The sequence below is a fragment of the Sphingopyxis sp. sgz302558 genome (assembly GCF_057220455.1).
Genome location: NZ_JBXPUZ010000003.1, coordinates 601,158 through 621,158 on the forward strand (window position 1 = coordinate 601,158; position 20,001 = coordinate 621,158).

At 64.2% G+C, this 20,001-nt stretch carries 10 protein-coding genes; 5 read left to right on the top strand and 5 right to left on the bottom strand.

Annotated features, from left to right (window positions below; all coding sequences use genetic code 11):
• Nucleotides 1–14 precede the first annotated feature (14 nt).
• The 5 genes from AC2TC0_RS13575 to AC2TC0_RS13595 all read right to left on the bottom strand — a co-directional run bounded on the left by AC2TC0_RS13575 (nucleotide 15) and on the right by AC2TC0_RS13595 (nucleotide 3,294).
• Nucleotides 15–1,676, bottom strand: a complete 1,662-nt coding sequence (locus AC2TC0_RS13575) for a M56 family metallopeptidase (protein ID WP_484718048.1) — start codon at nucleotides 1,674–1,676, stop codon at nucleotides 15–17.
• On the bottom strand, nucleotides 1,673–2,041 hold the full coding sequence (locus AC2TC0_RS13580; protein ID WP_484718049.1) for a BlaI/MecI/CopY family transcriptional regulator: 369 nt from the start codon (nucleotides 2,039–2,041) through the stop codon (nucleotides 1,673–1,675). The genes AC2TC0_RS13575 and AC2TC0_RS13580 overlap by 4 nt, the downstream gene beginning before the upstream one ends.
• Before the next feature lie 333 nt (nucleotides 2,042–2,374).
• A complete protein-coding gene (gene grxD / locus AC2TC0_RS13585; protein WP_484718050.1) occupies nucleotides 2,375–2,704 on the bottom strand; it encodes a Grx4 family monothiol glutaredoxin in 330 nt (109 codons plus the stop codon).
• 19 nt (nucleotides 2,705–2,723) lie between these two features.
• Entirely contained in the window at nucleotides 2,724–2,957 is a 234-nt protein-coding gene (locus tag AC2TC0_RS13590; protein WP_484718051.1) for a BolA family protein, read from the bottom strand.
• Nucleotides 2,958–2,970: 13 nt separating this feature from the next.
• Nucleotides 2,971–3,294, bottom strand: coding sequence for a DUF1476 domain-containing protein (locus AC2TC0_RS13595; protein WP_484718052.1), 324 nt, complete (start codon nucleotides 3,292–3,294; stop codon nucleotides 2,971–2,973).
• Between the two features lie 227 nt (nucleotides 3,295–3,521).
• On the opposite strand from AC2TC0_RS13595, the gene AC2TC0_RS13600 reads away from it, so the two are divergent.
• The 5 genes from AC2TC0_RS13600 (at nucleotide 3,522) to AC2TC0_RS13620 (ending at nucleotide 19,998) form a co-directional block, all read left to right on the top strand.
• Nucleotides 3,522–6,590, top strand: a complete 3,069-nt coding sequence (locus AC2TC0_RS13600) for a CHAT domain-containing protein (RefSeq protein WP_484718053.1) — start codon at nucleotides 3,522–3,524, stop codon at nucleotides 6,588–6,590.
• A 29-nt stretch (nucleotides 6,591–6,619) separates the two neighbouring features.
• Nucleotides 6,620–8,656 (top strand): CHASE2 domain-containing protein, encoded by a 2,037-nt coding sequence (locus AC2TC0_RS13605; RefSeq protein WP_484718054.1) that lies wholly within the window; start codon nucleotides 6,620–6,622, stop codon nucleotides 8,654–8,656.
• Nucleotides 8,643–9,410: a hypothetical protein gene (locus tag AC2TC0_RS13610; protein WP_484718055.1), complete on the top strand. Its 768-nt coding sequence runs from the start codon at nucleotides 8,643–8,645 to the stop codon at nucleotides 9,408–9,410. Before AC2TC0_RS13605 ends, AC2TC0_RS13610 begins: the two co-directional genes overlap by 14 nt.
• A gap of 180 nt (nucleotides 9,411–9,590) precedes the next feature.
• Nucleotides 9,591–11,405, top strand: coding sequence for a ShlB/FhaC/HecB family hemolysin secretion/activation protein (locus AC2TC0_RS13615; RefSeq protein ID WP_484718056.1), 1,815 nt, complete (start codon nucleotides 9,591–9,593; stop codon nucleotides 11,403–11,405).
• Between the two features lies 1 nt (nucleotide 11,406).
• Nucleotides 11,407–19,998 carry a hypothetical protein gene (locus AC2TC0_RS13620; RefSeq protein ID WP_484718057.1) on the top strand — a complete coding sequence of 2,864 codons (8,592 nt, stop codon included), beginning with the start codon at nucleotides 11,407–11,409 and terminating at the stop codon, nucleotides 19,996–19,998.
• Nucleotides 19,999–20,001 lie beyond the last annotated feature (3 nt).

Sequence of the window (20,001 nt, forward strand, 5' to 3'; positions counted from 1 at the left end):
CGAAAGGGCGTCGGTCAGCTATCTGGCTGTGCCTCCAGCTCGGCAATCGCCTTGTCCAGGTCGGCCACAACCGAAGCGCGAATTTCGGCACCCATGCCTTGGCCATCCTTCTGCGCAGCTAGCCGGTCGCGTGCCTTTTTCATCGCCTCAACCTGCTTTTCTTTCGAGATTTCCGCACCGTTGCAGCCAATCATGCGAACGTGCGGTGAATCATCACCGGCGCTGCGCAAGGTGTCGATGCGCACGCGTTGCCCCTCTCCCGGCGGGCATGGGGCGATGGCAAAGGCCGCTGCGCGTTTGGCATGCGCCTCAGCGCGTTTGGCTTGTGCTTCGGCAAATTTGGCGTGCCCCTCAGCCCAGCTGAACTGCTTGCGCATCGCCTCAGCGCGCTTTTCGCGCAAGCGGCTAATGACCGCATCGGCCTTCGCACCCTTGATCCCCTGTTCGGCAAGCGTTGTCCGCAGTTCATCCTCATCAAGGCCAAAAAAGGGCATCGCCAGCTGCACGCTGCGGGCAATTTCGGCGCCATCGGGCAGCGGGATTTCTTCGCCATCGAATATCATAACGTGCGGCTTGCCTGCGCCGTCGGCATGGTCACGGATGATGATCTGGCGCACTTCGCGCTTCTTTCCATCGGCGTCCGGCGCCGCGCTGTCATCGTTGGCATCGACCAACACCACCCGCGAAACCCGCTGCTCCACCGGCGCGGTGGGCGCAGCGGCCGCAGGTTCGGCGGCGAACACCACCTCGTCGGGCAGAGTCGAAATCGTCAGCGCCAGCGCGGCCACCGCGCTGCCCCCCAACAGCATGCGGCCCACTATCGGGCGCACGCCGCCTTGCGGTTCCTTGGTCAACATTTGCAATCGCTCCTTCACTTCTCTCCCCGATGTCATGGGCGCGGCGAGCAGCAGCCGGGGTCCGGCCAGGCTTTTCGCAATCGCGCGGGCATAATGATGCGCCTGCACCGGACGTTCGGGCGCGGCAACGGCGCCCAAAATCCGCGCGTCGCAGGCGGCTTCCTGATCGAAGCGGAACGCAGCCAGACCCCACCAGGCCAGCGGATTGAACCATTGCGCCGCAAGCACGACCAATGCAGCCGCGTTGGCCCACAAATCACCGGCGCGGTGGTGCGCCAGCTCATGCTCAATCGCCAGCTTTCGCTCGGCCTGGCTGTAGCGCGCAAAAAAATCTTTGGGCACCGCGACCAGCGGGCGCACGAGCCCCGTGGCCACCGGACCGTCGACCGCGGCGCTCATCACCAACTGCACCCGACCGATCGGCTCCAGCGGCGTCGCATCGGCCAACATCGCGCGCAGCCAGTTGCGATGGCGGTACAGAGCAACCCCCAGCACCGCGACAAAGCCGGCAAGCCAGAGCGCAGGAAGCAGCTGCAACAGGTTCGTCCAGTCGACCATCGGCACAGCCGCATTCGCGTCCGCCATCGACGCGCCAACCTCTACCGCCACAGTCGGCGCGGCCGGTTCGGCCACAACAATCCTGACGTCGCCGGGCAACGGCGGCAGCAACAGCCGTAGCAACGGGATCAGCCACAGCGCATAGGCCATGCGCGCACCCAACAGCGCCGCCACCGGTCGCCGCACCAGCAGCACGGCCGCGATCAGCAGCGCGGTCATCCCCATGGCCTCCAGCCACAGCATCACCACCGTATCGGTCATGGCTTTAACCCCCGAATAATTTCCTCAATTTCGGCAATGTCCTCGGCGCTCAGCGCTTCGCGCGCAGCCAGATGCGCGACCAGAGGGCTGACCCGCCCGCCGAGCAAGCGGTCTACCAGCCGCTCGCTTTCCAGCGCCACGACCGCGTCGCGGGCCAGCAAAGGAGAATAAAGGAAACGGCGGCCATCGGCGGCGGCATCAACCGCGCCCTTTTGCACGAGCCGCGCAATCAGCGTTTTAACCGTGGCGAGCGTCCACCCGTTGGCGGCGCCCACAGAATCCGCCAGTTCAGTCGCGCTTTGTGGCGCGCGATCCCATAGCGCGGCAAGCAATTGCAATTCGGCTTCGCTGACACGGTCGGCCATGCACCTTCCCCTTCACGACTACAGATGTAATCGTCTCGCTGAACGGATCATGAATGGATTTTGGCCCGCGATTGTCGGTTTCGCTTACACCTGACGATGGCATTTACCTTTTGCCAACCATCGTCACCCGCCGCAAAGCTGGCTTCGCCCCATTTGGCACGGCGATTGTATAGTAGAAGATGTTCCTGAGTGATCCGCTCAAAACAAGCGGCGGGTGGTAACAGTCTGGTCCCTGGGACCACCCGCCATCACTCGCACAGGAACATCCCACTTACCCCCATGATGTGAGGGGGGACGGTGCGGCCCAAAGGCCCCGTCCCCCTCAGCATTTCCTCACGCAGCCTTGGGCAAATCCGCTACCAGTGCTTGCAGTTCGCCGGCTTCGTACATTTCCATCATGATGTCCGAGCCGCCGACAAATTCGCCCTGGACATAGAGCTGGGGGATGGTCGGCCAGTCGGAAAAGGCTTTGATGCCCTGCCGCACTTCCATATCCTGCAGCACGTCGACGCTGTCATAGGCGACGCCCAGATGGTCGAGTATGGCAACCGCCGTGCTTGAAAAGCCGCACTGCGGAAACAGCGGCGTGCCTTTCATGAACAAGAGCACGGGTGAGGCAGCGACCATCTCGGCGATGCGGGTGTTGGTGGCGGTGTCGGTCATGTAATTCTCCAAACAAAGTTCAGGCCGGGGCGGCCGTGGTCAGTTTCAGCGCGTGCAACTCGCCGCCCATCCGCCCGCCCAGTGCGGCATAGACGGCCTTGTGCTGCGCGACGCGCGGCATCCCTGCAAAGGCGGCGCTGACTACGTGTGCGGCATAATGGTCGCCGTCACCGGCGAGGTCGGTGATCGTGACCACAGCGTCAGGCAACGCAGCGCGGATCATCGCTTCAATCGTTTCGGCGGCCATGGCCATGCGGCAATTCCCGTCAGACAATGTCCATGAACTGGCGGCGCGCCTCGACCGTCTTTGCTTCCAGCGCGGCGCGGATTTCGGCGTCAGTCACATCAATTTGCGCACTGGTCAGGTCGCCAGTGACCTTGCGGATTACGTCCTCATCGCCAACCTCTTCAAAATCGGCCTGAACCACCGCCTTGGCATAGGCATCGCGCTCTTCGGGGGTCAGCCCCATGCGGTCGGCTGCCCATTCACCCAGCAGCCGGTTGCGCCGCGCGATGATCTTGAACTGCAATTCCTGATCGTTCGCATATTTGGCCTCGAAAGCGCGCTCGCGGTCGCTGAAACTTGTCATGTCCGTCCTTTGGTTGGGGCAAATTTGCGTCTGTGAGAAATAGGCGCTGGCTACCCGGCGCGCAAGGCGCATCCGTCACGCCATAGTGGCTGTGCGGCAGATCACTTCCCTTCGCTTCAAACCCGCGCTAGTCTGAAAAGAAAAATCGGGTTGCATCCCCTTGGCGCGCTTGCCGCGCTAGGCGGGATTGATGCGTGTCTATCAGCCTGTTCAGGGGGACAAACGCCATGCCCGGCCGCCGCCATTTCGCTTTCACTGCGCTGTTTGCTGCCATGGCCGTCGCCGCCGCCCCGCCAGCGTTGGGGCAGGCCACGGGGCCATTACTGCGCGACAGTTTCCCGATCGGCGATTCGTCGGGCACGCTGTGCCAGGTACAAACGACCCTGCGCGATACGGTGGCCACCGGCATGTTCGAGCGCGGCTGGCTGATCCTGTGCCGCGATGCGTCGCAGCCGGTCGGCTATGTCCGTCTGCTCCGCGATGACCGCGCTGCGGCCGAGGCGCGCATCGGCGAGGCCCGGCCCGCCGCCTTCAATTGCCGCAGCTTCACCGACTGCAGCATTGGTAACAGCGAAACGGGCTGGACTGCCGAATTTGCCGAGCGCGGCGAAGACCTGTTCGTGGTTGAGGGCTATGCTGCCTATGGCGACGCACTGAAACTGGCCCTCGCCTCGGTGGCCGACAACCGTATCGCCAGCGGCCCGATCCGCGTCGCCACCACTTCGGCCGGTTCCAGCGATGGTTTTGCCCGCGATCTGGCGGGCAACATCGACATCGATCAGGCGCTGGGTGAGGGGTATCGCCGCAATCACAGCGGCGATTATGCCGATGCCGCCGAATTTTTTGAGGCACTTGGCCGCCGTCCTGAGCTCGCCGACGCCGACACCGCTGTCGATCCAACCGAATTCGTCCTAAACCGGGCGCTCCAGCGCTCGAATCTGGGCGAATTTGCCGAAGCCGACCGCCTGTTTGCCGAGGTTGCGGCCATCCCCACCGCCGACATTGTCCAGCAACGGCTGCGCCGTAACTACCGCGCCATCCACGCGCTCAACCAACGCAAGTTGGACGAAGCGGCGGCGATCCTGGCTGCGCCTCTGCCGCCCATTCCGTCAGCGGTGATTCCAACCGACACCGGCATCGCGCTCACCTCCATCGCCGTCGCCGGGCTGAACAGCGGAACGGCGGGGCGCGCGCTGCGGCAGAATGAGGATGAGGAAAAGCTTACCCCGCTCGAACGCGCGCAAATCATCGATGCGCAGGCCTTGCACCTCGGCGGCACTACCGACCGACTGCGGGGAAATCCGACTGCAGCCAAAAATGCTCAGATAGCCGGGTTGAACGACGCGCTGAAAGTGCGCGACGGGCGCGTCACCTCGATCATCCGCTTGCGCAGCCAGATGCTGGGCGAAATTGCGCTCGCCGAAGAGGCGCTGGGCAATGTTGCCCAGGCCGAGGCACGCTTTGTCGAATCGGTCAATTTGCTCGGCACCGAATATCCCGAAACCGCCGCGCTCGCCTCGGCCCGCGCGCGCCACGCCGCCTTCATGGTGCGTCAGGGCCGCGACGATGAGGCTTTGGCCCTTTATCGTACTGTCGTAGGTGCAATGGCGGCGCAGCGCCGCACGCTGACCGGCATGACCAACCAGATGGCGCCCTATTTCCGCCTGCTGACCGAACGTGCAGCCAGCGACCCCGCCGCCATCGGCGATTTCTTTGTGGCCAGCCAACTGCTGGTACGCCCCGGCGTGGCCGATACGCAGGCAATCCTGGCGCGCGAGCTGTCAAGTGGCACCACCGAGGGCGCGCGACTGTTCCGTCAGGCGACCAACCTTGCCCGCGACGTTGAACGCGCACGCGTCGAAGAGGCCCGTCTGGCCCAGCTGCCGCCAGGCGATGATGTGCTGACGCTGCGCCGCGAAGTCGCTGCACGGATCGAGGGGCTGGCACGGCAACAGACCGAGACGCTCACCGCGCTGTCGGCCTTCCCGCAATTCCGCGCTATCGAACAAACCAGCCTGACACTGCCCGAATTGCAGGCGATGTTAACCGATGGCGAGGCCTATGCGAAAACGCTGGTCGTTGGCGACGCCGTCTATGGCCTTTATGTTGACAAAGGCGGCGCGCAAATCTGGACAGCTGGGCTCAGCACGACGGCGCTGGAAGCGCGCGTCGCTGCACTGCGCAGCACCATCGCGGCGCGCGAAAATGGCCGCGTCGTCACCTATCCCTTTGATGCCGAGGCGGCCTTTGCGCTGTTTGGCGAATTGTTCGGCCCCGCCGCGCCGCAAATCGCCGCCACGCGCCACATCATTTACGAAGGTGACGGGCCGATGCTGCAACTGCCGCTTGGGCTGCTGGTCACCAACAATAGCGGCCTTGCCGCCTATAACGCGCGGCTCGCCGATCCCGAGGCCGATGCGTTCGACGCGCGCGAGCTCGCCTTCCTAGGCCGAACGGCGCGCACCAGCACGGCGGTATCACCGCTTGCCTTTCGCAATGCCCGCCGCGCCGCGCCTTCGCGCGCGACGCGGCAATATTTCGGCGCGGGCGACAATGCACCGATCAGCGCGCGGCCGGAAACCGCCCGCACCCGCTCCGCAAGCGGCGGCGTGTCCGAAAGCTGCGCCTGGCCGCTGGCCGAATGGAACAAGCCGATCGCTCCGCGCGAGCTGATCCGCGCGCGCAGCGTCATTGGCGAAGATCAGGCGACACTGTTGACCAGCAGCGGCTTCACCGATTTGGCGGTGAAGAGCTATGACAACCTCAACGATTATCGCGTGCTCCATTTCGCTACCCACGGCCTCGTCACTGCACCGCGCCCCGATTGCCCGGCGCGCCCTGCGCTGCTGACCTCGTTTGGCGGCGAAGGATCGGACGGCCTCCTCAGCTTTGACGAGATTTTTGACCTCAAGATCGACGCCGATCTGGTCATCCTGTCGGCGTGCGACACCGCTGGCGCAGCGACCGTCGCAGCGACGCGCGAGGCCGGGGTGACCACCGGCGGAGGCACCGCGCTCGATGGGCTGGTGCGCGCCTTCATCGGTGCGGGCGGACGGTCGGTCATCGCCAGCCACTGGCCGGTGCCCGACGACTATAACGCCACCGAGCGGCTGATTGGCGGACTGTTCAGCGCGCCGCCTGGCACCGGCATTGCCGATGCGCTGTGGGCCGCGCAGGGCGATCTGATGCGCGACGTTCGCACCTCGCACCCCTATTATTGGTCGGGCTTCGCTATCGTGGGCGACGGCCAGCAGGTGCTGGTCCCCGGTACCGCCGCCATGGAAAGCGCCCGCTGATCGCCGACATGGACGCCAATGAGGACAGCATGGCCGCCCGGCGCGAAACGCTGACGCGCAACGTGTCACGTCTGGTGGGCCAGTTGGGCGTTGGGCGGCTGGTCATTACGCTGTTGTTCCTCGCGCTTGCGGTGCTGCTCGCGCGCTTCACTTGGCAGGTACCACTGCTCAGCGATGCCGAGCGCGCGCTTTATGATGCGCGCGCTGCTGTGATGGCACCGATTGTCGAACAGGATCCGCGCATCCTGCTCGTCACCTATGATGACCAAACACTGCTCAACACCGGAATTCGCTCGCCGCTCGATCGCGCCATTTTGACCCGCGCGCTGGCCAACCTTGACCGCATGGGAGCCAAGGCGATCGGCATCGACATCTTGTTCGATTCTCCCCGCCCCGACGATGCGGCGCTGCAAGCGCAATTGCGCGCGATGCGAACACCGACCTGGTTGGCTTATCTGGAACAGGAAAACACGCCCAACACGATATTGTTCGAACAACAGGAAATTCTGAAAAATTTCATCGCGGCGGTGCAGACCGCACAGGTTAAGCCCGCCAGTGTCCTGTTTATTACCGACGAGGACGGCACCATGCGGCGTTGGCCGGTGCGCCCACGCGGATTGCCGCCGCTTCTGGCCAATGCAATGGCACCGGTTTCAGCCGAAGGCCAAAACTTTGGCGGCGCGATCCGCTACCACATTCCGCTCAAAGCCCAACAAGGGGACGAGGTCGGCGTTTTTTCCGAACTGGTCATCGACAATTTTGGTTCGGAAATGGACGACGAAATGATCGCCGCCTTCAGCGAATCGGTAAAGGGGCGCTATGTGCTGATTGGCAGCAATGTGTTTGACGTCGACCAGTTCGAAACGCCGTTGTCGCGGCTCCCAGACCTGCAGGTCGGCGAACGCACCACAATGTTCGGGATGAAAATCCACGCACATATGCTGAAACAACAGCTCGACAACGACTGGCCGGCCCCACTGTCATCGGGTGCATTGTGGGCGACAGCGTTACTGGTGGTTGTTGCTGGCGGCCTCAGCAGTCTGATCGATGCTCGAGCGTGGCTGGTGACAGGAGCAATGATTGTGCAGCTCGCCGGCTTTCTCGCCCTGCCCTTCTGGCTCCAGTCGGTTGGAACCGACACGCTCGAGCTGCCTGCCTTTGGCTGGGCGCTGGGCTGGCTGTTTGCTTTTGCCGCAATTGGGTCCGCTTCGCGCACGATCGGCGCGCAGGAACGCGCCTTTGCCCAGTCGGCGCTGGGCAAATATCTGCCGCGCGACATTGCTGCCGAAATTTTGCGCGACCCCGAACGCCTTGCACTCCATGGCGAAAAGCGTGAGATTTATTGCGTCTTCACCGACCTTGAGGGCTTTACCAAATTGAGCCATGCCGTGACGCCGGAAACCGTCGCGCGCCTGCTGAACAATTATCTCGACCGTTTGAGCGACGTGGTACTCGCCTACGGCGGCACCATCGACAAGTTCGTCGGCGACGCTGTCGTGGCCTTCTGGGGCGCGCCAATCAGCCGTCCCGACGATGCTGCCAATGCGGCCGCCGCCGCGCGCGCAATGTTCGAAGAGGGCGAAGCATTCCGCTCTGAAATGGGCGCGGGCGTCCCGCCCATCGGCAAAACGCGCGTGGGCCTGCATTTTGGTGAGGCGATTGTCGGCAATTTCGGCGGCGAAGGACGTATCCAATATACCGCTCTGGGCGACAGCATGAACACGGCAGCGCGGCTGGAGGCTGCCAACAAGCAGCTTTTTTCCAGCGTGCTGTTCAGTCGCGAGGCGGCGGAACGCGCGGGGCGCGAAGATCTGGTGCCGCTCGGCCGCATCACGCTGCGCGGGCGCAGCCAGCCGGTCGATGTGTTTGAACCGCGACCCGATCTGCCCGCCTATACGCGTGCCCAAATTGCCGTCATGGTTACTGCGCATGCCAATGGCGATAAAATCAGCTATGTGACCGCGGCCACAGCGCTGCGGGCAAATCTCGGTCAGGAACCAGCCATCATGTTCCTGCTAGACCGTCTGGAGCAAACCGGAGATGGAGAATCCTATGTCCTGTCCTAAGTCTCGCCTGATCGCCGCCGCCCTTGTGGCTACGGCCGCCTGTGTGTCGACGAGCGCGCTCGCCCAATCGATGGTGGTGCGCTCGTCGGGTCCGTCTGCCGCCAAGTATCCGGTTGGCAAGAAACTGGCCGCGAATGAAAAGATTACGCTGGTTGCCGGCGACCGCGTTGTGCTGCTCGACAAGGGCAAGACGCGCACGCTGGCGCGGCCCGGCGTCCACAACAGTTCGGTCAATGTTGCCGCCAACCAGACGTTGAGTTCCACCATGTCGCAGATGATCTCGCGCGATGGCGCGCTGCGCCGCCGCGGCGGGGCGACCCGCGGGCCAGGCGACGTCGAAACGGCATCCGCCGAGATTCGTGCGCCCAACCTGTGGCTGATCGATGCCCGCAAGGGCGGCAATTTCTGCGTCGCCGACCCGGCCACGCTGCTCTTCTGGCGGCCCGACATCAATGGTGACACCTCGCTGCGCGTCGAAGCCGAGGGCAACGCGGGCAAGGCTGAAACCATCGCTTTCCTCGATGGCCAGGCTTATCGCCGCTGGCCGGGTGCCACACTGCCTTTGGCGGCTGGCGCGGGCTATCGCCTCAGCGGCGCAGGGCTGGCGCAGCCGGTGTCGATCAAATTCCAGCTGCTGGACGCCCTGCCTGATACACCAGAAGCCATCGCGGCAACCCTGCTCGAGCGCGGTTGCACGGCACAGCTCGATCGGTTGGTCGACACGATGGCCGAAGACGAAATGGGTGCCGTTTAAGGACATAAGCCCAGCATTGAACGGGCCGAATGGCTCTGCTAGCTTTTAACAAATGCCGGACCACCGCCGCGAGCGCGGGGCCGGACACCCTTTTTGGGTCGCGCTGCCACCAGCCGGTTTTTTAGCCGGCCGGAATTGGATCGAAGATGCGACGCCCCGGGTGGGGCCAAAGGGGGATAGATGACCAACGACGCGGCCACATCGGCGTCCGGATGGAGGGCGCGGCAGCGCGGCGGTTTAGCTTTGCTGGCCAGCACTGCCATTGCCGCTCTGACGTTGCCGGGCACGGCCCACGCTTGGCAAGCTGCCCCGACTCGCGAAGAAATCCTTCGCCCGGCTCCGCCCGCCCCGCCGCCCCCGACCGAGTCGGCCATCACCGCCGAGGACGAGATTGAACGCTCGCCCTGCCCGCTCGCCAATCCCGAATTTGCGGCCATCCGCTTCACGCTGACGCGTGTCGAATTTTCGGGCGGCGGCCCCATTGATCCGGCCATGCTCGACGCCAGCTGGCGCAACCTTGTCGGAACCGAAGTGCCGGTGTCGGCGATCTGCGACATTCGCGACCGCGCCGCGACGATGCTGCGCGGACAAGGCTATCTTGCCGCAATCCGCGTCCCCGAACAGACGATTGAGGGCGGGGTCGTCAAGCTCGACATTTTGGCAGCAAGGCTGGCTCGGGTGCAGGTGCGCGGCGACGCCGGTTTAAACGAGGCCTTGCTCGCCCGCTACCTCGCCAAACTGGAAGGCCAACCGGTCTTCAACCTGGTCGAAGCCGAGCGTGCGCTGCTGCTCGCGCGCGAAATACCGGGGTTGGACGCGCGGCTCACGCTGCGACCCAGCGCGATCGCGGGCGAAGTGATTGGCGAAGTCGTCGTCCGGCGCACGCCCGTGCTTATCGACTTTAACGCGCAAAACTATGGCACCAAGGATGTGGGTCCGCTTGGGCTGGTGGCGCGCGCCCGCTTCAACGGGCTGACGGGCCTCGGCGATCAGACCAGCGCCAGCCTTTATGTGTCCGGCGACGCGCGCGAGCAGCGCATTCTGCAACTCGGTCACGAAATGCGGCTCGGCAGCGATGGCTTTCGCATCGGTGCCAACTATACCAAGGCATGGACCCGGCCCGATATCGCGGGTCTGCCGCTCCGGTCCGATACGCAGATTATCAGCGCCTATGCCGCCTATCCGATCAAGCTCAGCCAGGCCGAGCGCTGGACAATCACCGGCGGCATCGATTTCATCGATCAGGATATCCGCCTGCCGGGCACGCCGCTCAATCGCGACCGGCTGCGCGTCCTAACTTTGCGCAGCGAGCATAGCCAGATCGATAAAGCATCGGTGACGGGCCGCAACGGTTATAACAGCGCCGAGCCGCGCTGGTATTGGGGCAGCAGCACGGAATGGCGCAAGGGGCTGAGCGGTCTTGGCGCGAGCGACCGCTGCCCCGGCCCACTCGGCGCCGGTTGCCTTGCACCTGGTGTCGTGCCGCTGTCACGGATCGAAGGCAAGCCTGATGCCTTTCTGGTGCGCTGGCAGGGACAGGCGGAGTTCCGCCCCAGCCCCGGCTTCGCACTCGCCCTGCTGCCGCGCGGGCAATGGACCGACGACCCATTGCTGGCCTATGAGGAATTTTCGGCGGGCAATTTCACCGTCGGCCGCGGCTATGATCCCGGCACGCTGATCGGCGACCGCGGCCTCGCCTTTTCAGCGGAAGCGCGACTGCGTTCGCTGATCCCCGAAAATCGCACCGCCATCGCGGCCCAGCCTTTTGCCTTTTTCGACGCCGCATGGGTGTGGAACCGCGATTCGACCTTTGCCGGGGTTGGCGCGCAGAGCATCTATTCGGCCGGTGGCGGCGTGCGCGTGGCCTATGGCGATCTGGCGCGCTTCGACTTCGCGCTCGCCGTTCCGCTGAAACGTGCTCCCTTTGCCACCAGCAAAGGTGATGCCCGTGTCCTGATTTCCCTGACGACTGCCTTTGGCGTTGGAGCCCGCTGATATGACCTATGCCCGCACGCAAGCCACGCGCACCGACCGGCTGCACCGTCGCCTGATGACCAGCGCGGCGGTTGCCGCCAGCCTCTCCGCGCTCGCGCTATCGCCATCGGCCCATGCGCAGGGTGTGGCGGGCACCGGCGTCGTCAACAGCGGCACCGCCAGCATCACTGCGCCCAATGCTTCAACTACGCAGGTCAATACCACCAGCACTCAGACAGTCATAACCTGGAGCCCGACCGACACTGCACCGACCGGTGGCCCCATTAACTTCCTGCCGTCGGGCAACACGCTGACGTTCATCGGCACGGCGCCCGGCTACACCGTACTCAACCGCTTCCTGACCAGCGGCTTACCCATCAACCGCCAGATTGCGCTGAATGGCACGGTCCAGAGCTTCCAGAATGTCGTCGGTGCCAATGTCGCCGGTGGTAATATCTGGTTCTATAACGCAGGCGGCATATTGATCGGATCGACCGGCGTCATCAACGTCGGCAGCCTGGTACTAACCGCCAATGATATCGACACCACCGGCGGTCTGTTTGGCGTCGGCAATGAAATCCGCTTCCGCGGCGCATCGGGCAGCACTTCGACGGTGCAGGTCGACGCAGGCGCGTCGATTACCGTCGCCAATACCAACCCCGGCAGCGCCTATTTTGCCATGGTGGCGCCGCGCGTGGTGCAGCGCGGGGTCGTGTCGACCGATGGTTCGACCGCCTATGTCGCCGCCGAACAGGCTGACATCCGTATTAACCAGGGGCTGTTCGACATCAATGTGTTGGTGGGGGCCGAAGGCGGCACGGTAATCGACCACAGCGGCACCACGACCGGGCCATCGGCCAACGACGGTGATCCCAACGACAATCGCATCTACATGGTCGCCATTCCCAAGAATGACGCGGTGACGATGCTGGTGTCGGGCCAAGTCGGCTACCAGGATCCGGTCAGCGCGCAGGTCGATCCCAACGGCGCGATCCGGCTGTCGGCGGGCTATGACATTGTGAATGGGGAAATTGCTGCCAACCCCAATCCGGTCAGCACCGCTGCCGCCAATATCGGCGTGCAGGATATCATCTTCAACAGCGGCATCATCGCGCGCGCCAGCAATGATTTCGTCGGCGCGCCCGTCAACACGATCTATAACGGACCGCCAATCTTTGTCCCGCCGCCGCAGCAGGGGCGCATCCGCTTCAACGGCTCGGCATTGCTGCAAGGCGACAACAGTGCCCGGCTGTCGATTGGCAACCAGCAACAGATATTGGCCTTTGGCGGCTTGCAGCTGGTCGCACCAGGACGCGCTGGTGACCCGGGATTGGCCGAAATCAACCTCACTTATAATCCAGCAGCAGCCGGAGCGCGGCCGGGCTTGGGCGTTACCGGTGGGGCGCTGACCATCAGCGCACCCGGTTTTACCGATCCCCTCACCGGCAACGCACTGGGGGGAACCGCGCGGCTCAATGTCAACGGCGGCTTGGTGTCCGCGACTGACATCAACATCAGCGCCAACGGCACCGGCAGATATTTCGGCACAACCAATGGCGCAACCGGCACGGGCGGCACCGCCGAATTGATCGTCAACGGCGCCGGCGCAGTGGTGCAAGCCGTGTCGATTACAACCTCTGCCACCGGCACCGGCGATGGCGACGACTTTAACGTCAATGCCAACCAGTTTGTCTTTGCCGCCAATGGCGCGGCCGCCGTAGGGGGCAGCGCCAGCGTAACGGTCAGCGGCGGCGCGGCACTCTCTGCACTGCAGGCGCTTACCATCAACGCGGGTGCCACCGGTGGCACCGGGTCGGTGACCGGCGGCAATGCGACCGGCGGCAACGCCTTCCTTGCGGTGAACGGCGCGACGAGCAGCGTCACCAGTCCGGTCACCATCGTCGATGCCAATGCCGTCGGCGGCGGTCCCGTCAGCACCGGTCCGTCCACACAATCGCTGGTTTCGGTCGGCGGCATTGCGCTTGGCGGCAATGCGACCATCACCTCTTTCGGCCAACTCAATACCGGCGCGACCTTCATCAACGCATCGGCCTCCGGCGGCGCAGCGAACAACAACTTCAATACCGGCGGCAATGCCTTTGGCGGCAATGCGCGCCTCGCTGTGCTGGGCGGCGCGGCGACGCTGGACCGGCTCACACTCAGCGGCGCTGCGCTGGCAGGCGGCGGCATTGAAACCCAGCCCGCCGACGATGTCGGCGGCACGGCCTTCGGCGGCAATGCGTCGATCGAGGTCACGGGCGCTGCTGTCACCATAAGCGATGTTGTGAACATCGACGTCCAGGCCAATACGACTGGGGGATCAGCCGACATCACGCGCGAACGGCGCGGAGGAAATGCGAGTGTTGTCGCCAACGTTGGGGGCAGCTTTACGGTCGCCAATGCCTTCACCGTGAACGCTACCGGAGGCTTTGATTCCAGCAGCGGCAACGACGCCCAATTCAGCGAGGACGCGACCGGAGGCAATATCACCCTTGATGCAAACGGCGGAACGATTGATCTGCCGGATACCAACTTGCAGGCTGACGGACTGACCAGCAACGCGTCAAACTCTACCGGAGCCGGCATCGGCGGGACCATCAACCTCACCGCAACCAGCGGCGGCTCGCTGGGCGTAGATGGCGGTTTCAACAATATCTCAGCGATTGGTTTTGCAGGGTCGGGCCCGGTTGGCGGGACAGGCACCGGCGGCAACGTTTTGATCAGGGCCGATAACGGCACCGTAACGCTGGGCGCCTTTACCTCGGTCGACGTCGGCGGCACTTCTGGTACCAGCAGCACGGCGACTGCACCGACATCGGGCCAAGGCGGCACCGTGACCATCGAATCGACTGGGGGATTGGGCACTAACTTGGCGCTCGGCACCCTGTTCGTCTCGGCACAGGGCCAGACGGGCATCATTAACGAGGGCGGCTTCACGGTCGGCGGTGAATCGGCAGGCGGCGGCATTGGTGGCACCATCGACGTCATCATCAGTGGCGGCACGGTGACGGGAGATGGTCTGTTCCTGTCGGCCGAAGGTCTCGGCGGTGGCGCAGACAATGGCGCGGGCGGGACGGGAACCGGGGGTACGGTTACCTTTACGCAGTCGGGTGGCAACGCCACGCTGAACAATGTGAATATCGGCGCCGACGGCACCGGCGGGCTGGGTGGAGCAGGCGCGCAAAGCGGCGTTGGCACAGGTGGCACCATATTGCTCAACTTCGAAGGCGGCACGCTGACCGCCGCCACTTTCTCAGCCGACGCGGACGGTGAAGGCGGACAAGGTAGCACCGGCTTCATCGATGAAACTGGTCCGACATTGCGCCCGGCTGGCACGGGCGGCAACGGGGTTGGCGGGGTGGTGAACGCCAACTTCAATGGCACCAACGTCAATTTCGGCACGCTGGACTTGGAAGCCGATGGCCAGGGTGGGGATGGCGGTGCCTATGACGGCTCGGACAGCACGTTGAATGATGTCGGCGCTGGGGGCAACGGAACCGGCGGCAATGTTCAGCTCAACATCAATGCTGGCGTCTTGCTGGCAGACGCTATCCAGGTCAGTGCGGCCGGCGACGGTGGCGATGGCGGCAACCTCTTTTTCAGTTCCCCTTCCGCAATCTTGACCGGCATATCGCGCGGCGGCAACGGCGGCTCCGGTAACGGTGGCACCGCAACAGTAAACCTTGCAGCGGCCTTCAGCTCGGGCGGCAGCGTCAACCTTGACGTGTCTGCCGCGGGCGGGGCCGGCAGCAGCGGATTTAATGCCGAAAGCGGATCTGGCGGCGATGCCAATGGCGGCACCGCCTTTGTCAACCAGACCAATGGCTTCAATCAGCTCATTGGCCTGCGCGTAAATGCTCGTGCTGATGGCGGCGCTGGCGGCAGTGGTCAGGTTGGCGGCGCTGTTGGAGCGCTGACCAGCCTGGGCGGCGTCGGAGGTAACGCTGTTGGCGGACAAATAAAGTTTGAAAGCACCGGCAGCGCCGCGCTCGAAATCGATACGCCCGACATCGACGCCAGTGCTCGCGGCGGTGCAGGCGGAGCAGCCGCAGGGACCAACCCCCAAACCGGCGCTGATGGCGGCACCGGCACTGGCGGAACGATCAACTTCATCGCGACAGACAGTTCGCAGCTGACCATAACCGCACCGCAAGGAATTTCGGCAACCGGCGCCGGAGGCTTTGGCGGGGCTGGCAGCTTTGGTGCTACTGCTGCCAGTTTCGAAAACCCTGCCGGCGCAGGGGCGGACGGTGCCAATGGCATTGCAGCCGGGCAATCGGGCGGGAACGGCGGCGCGGGGGCCGACGGCGCAACGGGTCAAGTTGGCGGACGCGGCGGCGATGGCGGCAACGGCGGCAATGGATTTGGCGGGACGATCAACCTGATTGGCCAGCAAGGCGGCATTCTGACCAGCAATGTCAATTTCTATTCGGTGGCGGGCTTCGGCGGGCGCGGCGGCATCGGCGGCAGAGGCGGCCTCGGCGGCACAGGCCAGACGGGCGGCAATGGCGGGAACGGCGGCGCGGGCGGTCCGGGCGGCGCCGGTGGCAACGGCGGAAACGGCGGGCGCGGCGGCGATGGCGGCGCGGGCGGCGACGGCGGCAACGGTGGCGTTGGCGGCGAAGGCTTTGGCGGAACCCTGCTGGTTTCCGCCGATAACGGCAGCGTCAGCCTGGGCTCGGTCGAGGTCGATGCCGGCGGTTTTGCAGGTTTCAATGGGGATGGTGGTGAAGGCGGGTTCGGGGGCTTCTTTGGCGAGGGCGGATCGGGCGGCTTCGGCGGTGCCTCAACCGTTTCGGCGGGGGTCGACGGTGTTGCCGGTCTGAACGGCCAGTTTGGTATACGGGGTAATCGCGGCGCCATTGGGTTCGATTTGGCGCGTGGCCAGGGCGGCAATGTTTTGATCCAAACGGCGGGCGAAACCGCCTTCATTTCCGCTGGCGACGTTTCGCTGCGGGCGAGCGCGTTCGACCAATTCGGCAATCCCTTTGGCTCCGGCGGGTCCATCCGCTTCGATTTGCAGGTTCCTGGCGTTGAAGGGCCGTCGGTCAGCCTGAACTCGTTGCTCGCCGAATCTTTTGGCAGCGACACCAACAGCAGCCTGCTCGGGATTGATTTCGATTTTGGCACCGCCGAAATTGAAATATTGAACGGCATGCAGTTGGGTGCGACCGACGCCATCCGTGTCGCCGGAACCGGCCCGGGCCGCCTCGACGTCGGCGGAATTGCGGATATCTCCTCAGCGACCAATGTCGAAGTAGCAATGGTCGGCGACGCCACCCTGGCCGTCAATGGACCCTTGTTCATTACTGCGGGCAATACCATTAGCTTCAGTCACGACGAGCGTCCCGATGGCACGGCCACGGTGTCGGCAACGGGTGACATCTTCCTGAATGCGTTCCTCTCTATTGAGAGCGATGATGGAGCCGAAGTGGCGGCAGGCGCCAACCTGTCACTGACGACGTCAAGCTTTGGTTCGATCAACATGAACCGTCTGATTGCTGACAATGGCAGTTTGTCGGTTTCGTCCGGGCTGATCCGGGTGGCCGACGGCCGCGCCAACAATCAGATCACGTTGGATGGAACTCAGATCAGTTTCGACACGCTGGATGCGGGCGGAAATCTGCTGTTGACCACGGCCAACGCCCCGCCATCGCCGGTGGGCGACCGCAGCATTAGCGGGGGCAGCCTGACCAGCGGCGGCAACACGATCATTGACACAAGTGGCAGCGGAAACATCGACAGCATTGACGCAGGCGGCAATGTGCAGGTTTATGGCGTGCCCGGCAGCTCGGCCATTACGGCAGGCTTGGTAGCCGCAGGGGGCTATGTCGAGGCGCGTGCTGGCAGTCTGAATTTCGGCGATGTTGTCGCGGGAACCGACGTGTTGTTGTCAACCTTCAACGGCGCCTTGGCTGTTGGCGATGTGACGGCGGGCGACGATATCTTCCTGACCGTCAATGGCTCTAACGCCAATCCCGCCACTATCGCCGCGGATTCCCAAACCGGGGTGGTCAGCACGACGCAATTTGCCCTCACTGCGGGCAATCTGACCTCGACGGGGCTGGGCAGCGGCACCGCTGCAAGCGGCCCGCGTACCTTCAGCGGGGCAGGTCCGGCGGGCAATGTCATCCGCGTGCGCGCCTCTGGTGCGGTGCAGACGGGCAACCTGACGACCAGCGGCAATGCCATTCTGGCGTCGGATCTTGCCAGCGTCACCGCAGGCAATGTGACCGGAACGGCGGCTGTTGGCGTCTATGTGCGCGGCAATGCAACGCTCGGCGACGTCACGACGAACGGCCTGTTCTGGCTGGGCAATTCGTCGCAGATTTTCAGTGTCGTTCCTGCTTACACTGTAATCAATTTCGCCTCGTTCCAAACGCCGACCAGCGGCAGCGCGACCATCGGTGATATCCGCGCCGGATTGGTCCGGGGTTCAACGCCGGGCGGGCTGACCTATGACTCGTTAACATCGACCGGCGACGTGCTTTGGACCACCAACAGCGCGGGCGCGATCGGCGGACCGATCGCCGGCGGCCCGACCACGGTCGACGGCAGCCTGACGCTAACGGCTGGCGGCAGCATCGGCCTTGGCACCACCAACGTGGGTCAGTCGGTGCTATTGTCGAGTTTTGCAGGGACAATCTCGGCACCATCGATCACCTCTAACGATGGCAGCATCACCGCATCGGCCGGGACTGGCCTGGCGCTGGGCACGGTGACGGCGGACGGTGACATCACCCTCGGCACCGCTAGCAATAACGCCGTCACGGGCGTTCTGACAGCGGGCAACAACCTGCGCGTCGATGCGGCGGCCGGTGATACCACGATCGCCCGCATCGTTGCAGGTGGAAACGCCTTCATTACGGCGGGCGGCAATGTGCAGATCCAGCAGAGCATCCAGAACCCGCCGTTGAACACGGTCGGCGGCAATCTGGATATCATAGCGCGTGAAATCGCGCTGCAACGCACTTCGGTTACCGGCAACGCCAATTTGGATGCTGCCGCGTCGCTGACCGGACAGGTTGAAGTTGGCGGCACGACAACGCTCGATGCCGATGGCGGCTCGATTAACCTGGACCTCGCCTCGACCGGGGTGGTCACGGCGAGCGCCAACGACATCATCATCCGTGGCATCAATAACAATCCGCTGACCTTTGCGCAGCTGACCACCGATGTCGGGGGTGCGATCATCAACGGCAGCGGCACCGTGACGATCCAGGATGCGACGCTGGCCAACGCCAGCGAGGTGCGCTCGTCCGTCGGCAACGTCATCATCAACCAGGCGACGGTCACGTCCGGCAATTTGTTTGTCGAGGCCAACAATGATGCGCGCCTCGGCCGAATTACCGCGTCGGGCAATCTGGATGTCGAGGCCGACGACGATATCGAGGTCAATGACGTGCTGTCGGCCGCAGGCATTACCCTGCGCTCGGGCGATATCACCATCGCCAGCGCTGGCCGCGTCGGCGTGCTGGGCACGACCGACGCGGTGCTCGTCGCAAACAATAATCCCGATGTACAGACCTTTGTCGGCGGCACCGGGACGCGGGGCGGCTGGCACCTCGACGCCACCGAAATCACCCAGCTGTTTGGCAGCGACATCACCGTGCGCGGCATCCGGGTGCAGGTGGCGCAGGCCACCGCTGTCGGTTTCACGCGCGATCCCGATGTTGTCGTCGATGACTTCACCATCAACGCGGCGCAGCAATTTGGCGCGACGGGCACTTTCCGTGTGGTAACGCCGGGCACCGGGCGCGTACTGGGCGATGTCAGCTTCACCAATACCGGTGCCGGTCAAACCTTTGACCTAGAGGCCAGTGGCGGGGTGCAGGTCATTCTGGGCCAAGGCTCGATCCGCCTAAGCGGCAGCGCGCCCGACCAGCTTTCCGGCACATTGTCGCTGCGCGGTGAAGACATCACCGTCGCCACTGCGCAAGCGATCACCGACATTTCGGGCCTGATCGGCAGCGGGGCCAATGTCGATGCGGTCGATGCCCGGCTGGCGCAAAATGACGGCATTACCAGCGACATCGGCGCGCTGGCGGCGGATACCGTTATCCTGGATCATAGCGACGACGACAGCATCTATATTCAGAACAGCGGCGCCGGGACCGCGTTCGACCAGCGGCGCGGCATCAGCTTTGGCGCGGGAGGCTTGTTCATCAATGGGCCGAATTCGGGCGATCGGCTCGTCATCAATGCCGTGCAGCGCACTGCGGCGGGCGTGGTGACCGGGCTGGCGGTGATCCCGCTGGTGACCATCAACGGCCCGCTGCCAAATGCGTCCCCCACCGGCTCGCCGACGACGGGTCCGCGCGTGCAAACGGGTTTCAACCCGCTGTCGACCATCAACGGTTGTCCGCTGGGCAATATCGCCTCGTGCAGCCCGGCCCCGCCGCCGCCGACCACCCGCGATCCCGACTTCCCGGTGCAGGATGTGATCGAAGAGGAAGTCGAGCGGGAGGGCAGCGACGAAGATGGTACCGGCGACCAGTCGGTCATCTCGCCGCTGATCACGCTGCGCGGGCTCGACCCGCTGACCGGCGAACCGCTGATCGACGATCCGGTGACGGGCGCGGGCAACGAAGATCTGTGGGTGCCCGACGAATAGTTG

What these genes read in the sequence shown, in the direction of transcription:
- AC2TC0_RS13575 (WP_484718048.1), bottom strand. Translation starts at nt 1,676, where the DNA reads ATGACCGATACGGTGGTGATGCTGTGGCTGGAGGCCATGGGGATGACC.
- AC2TC0_RS13580 (WP_484718049.1), bottom strand. Translation starts at nt 2,041, where the DNA reads ATGGCCGACCGTGTCAGCGAAGCCGAATTGCAATTGCTTGCCGCGCTA.
- grxD (WP_484718050.1), bottom strand. Translation starts at nt 2,704, where the DNA reads ATGACCGACACCGCCACCAACACCCGCATCGCCGAGATGGTCGCTGCC.
- AC2TC0_RS13590 (WP_484718051.1), bottom strand. Translation starts at nt 2,957, where the DNA reads ATGGCCATGGCCGCCGAAACGATTGAAGCGATGATCCGCGCTGCGTTG.
- AC2TC0_RS13595 (WP_484718052.1), bottom strand. Translation starts at nt 3,294, where the DNA reads ATGACAAGTTTCAGCGACCGCGAGCGCGCTTTCGAGGCCAAATATGCG.
- AC2TC0_RS13600 (WP_484718053.1), top strand. Translation starts at nt 3,522, where the DNA reads ATGCCCGGCCGCCGCCATTTCGCTTTCACTGCGCTGTTTGCTGCCATG.
- AC2TC0_RS13605 (WP_484718054.1), top strand. Translation starts at nt 6,620, where the DNA reads ATGGCCGCCCGGCGCGAAACGCTGACGCGCAACGTGTCACGTCTGGTG.
- AC2TC0_RS13610 (WP_484718055.1), top strand. Translation starts at nt 8,643, where the DNA reads ATGTCCTGTCCTAAGTCTCGCCTGATCGCCGCCGCCCTTGTGGCTACG.
- AC2TC0_RS13615 (WP_484718056.1), top strand. Translation starts at nt 9,591, where the DNA reads ATGACCAACGACGCGGCCACATCGGCGTCCGGATGGAGGGCGCGGCAG.
- AC2TC0_RS13620 (WP_484718057.1), top strand. Translation starts at nt 11,407, where the DNA reads ATGACCTATGCCCGCACGCAAGCCACGCGCACCGACCGGCTGCACCGT.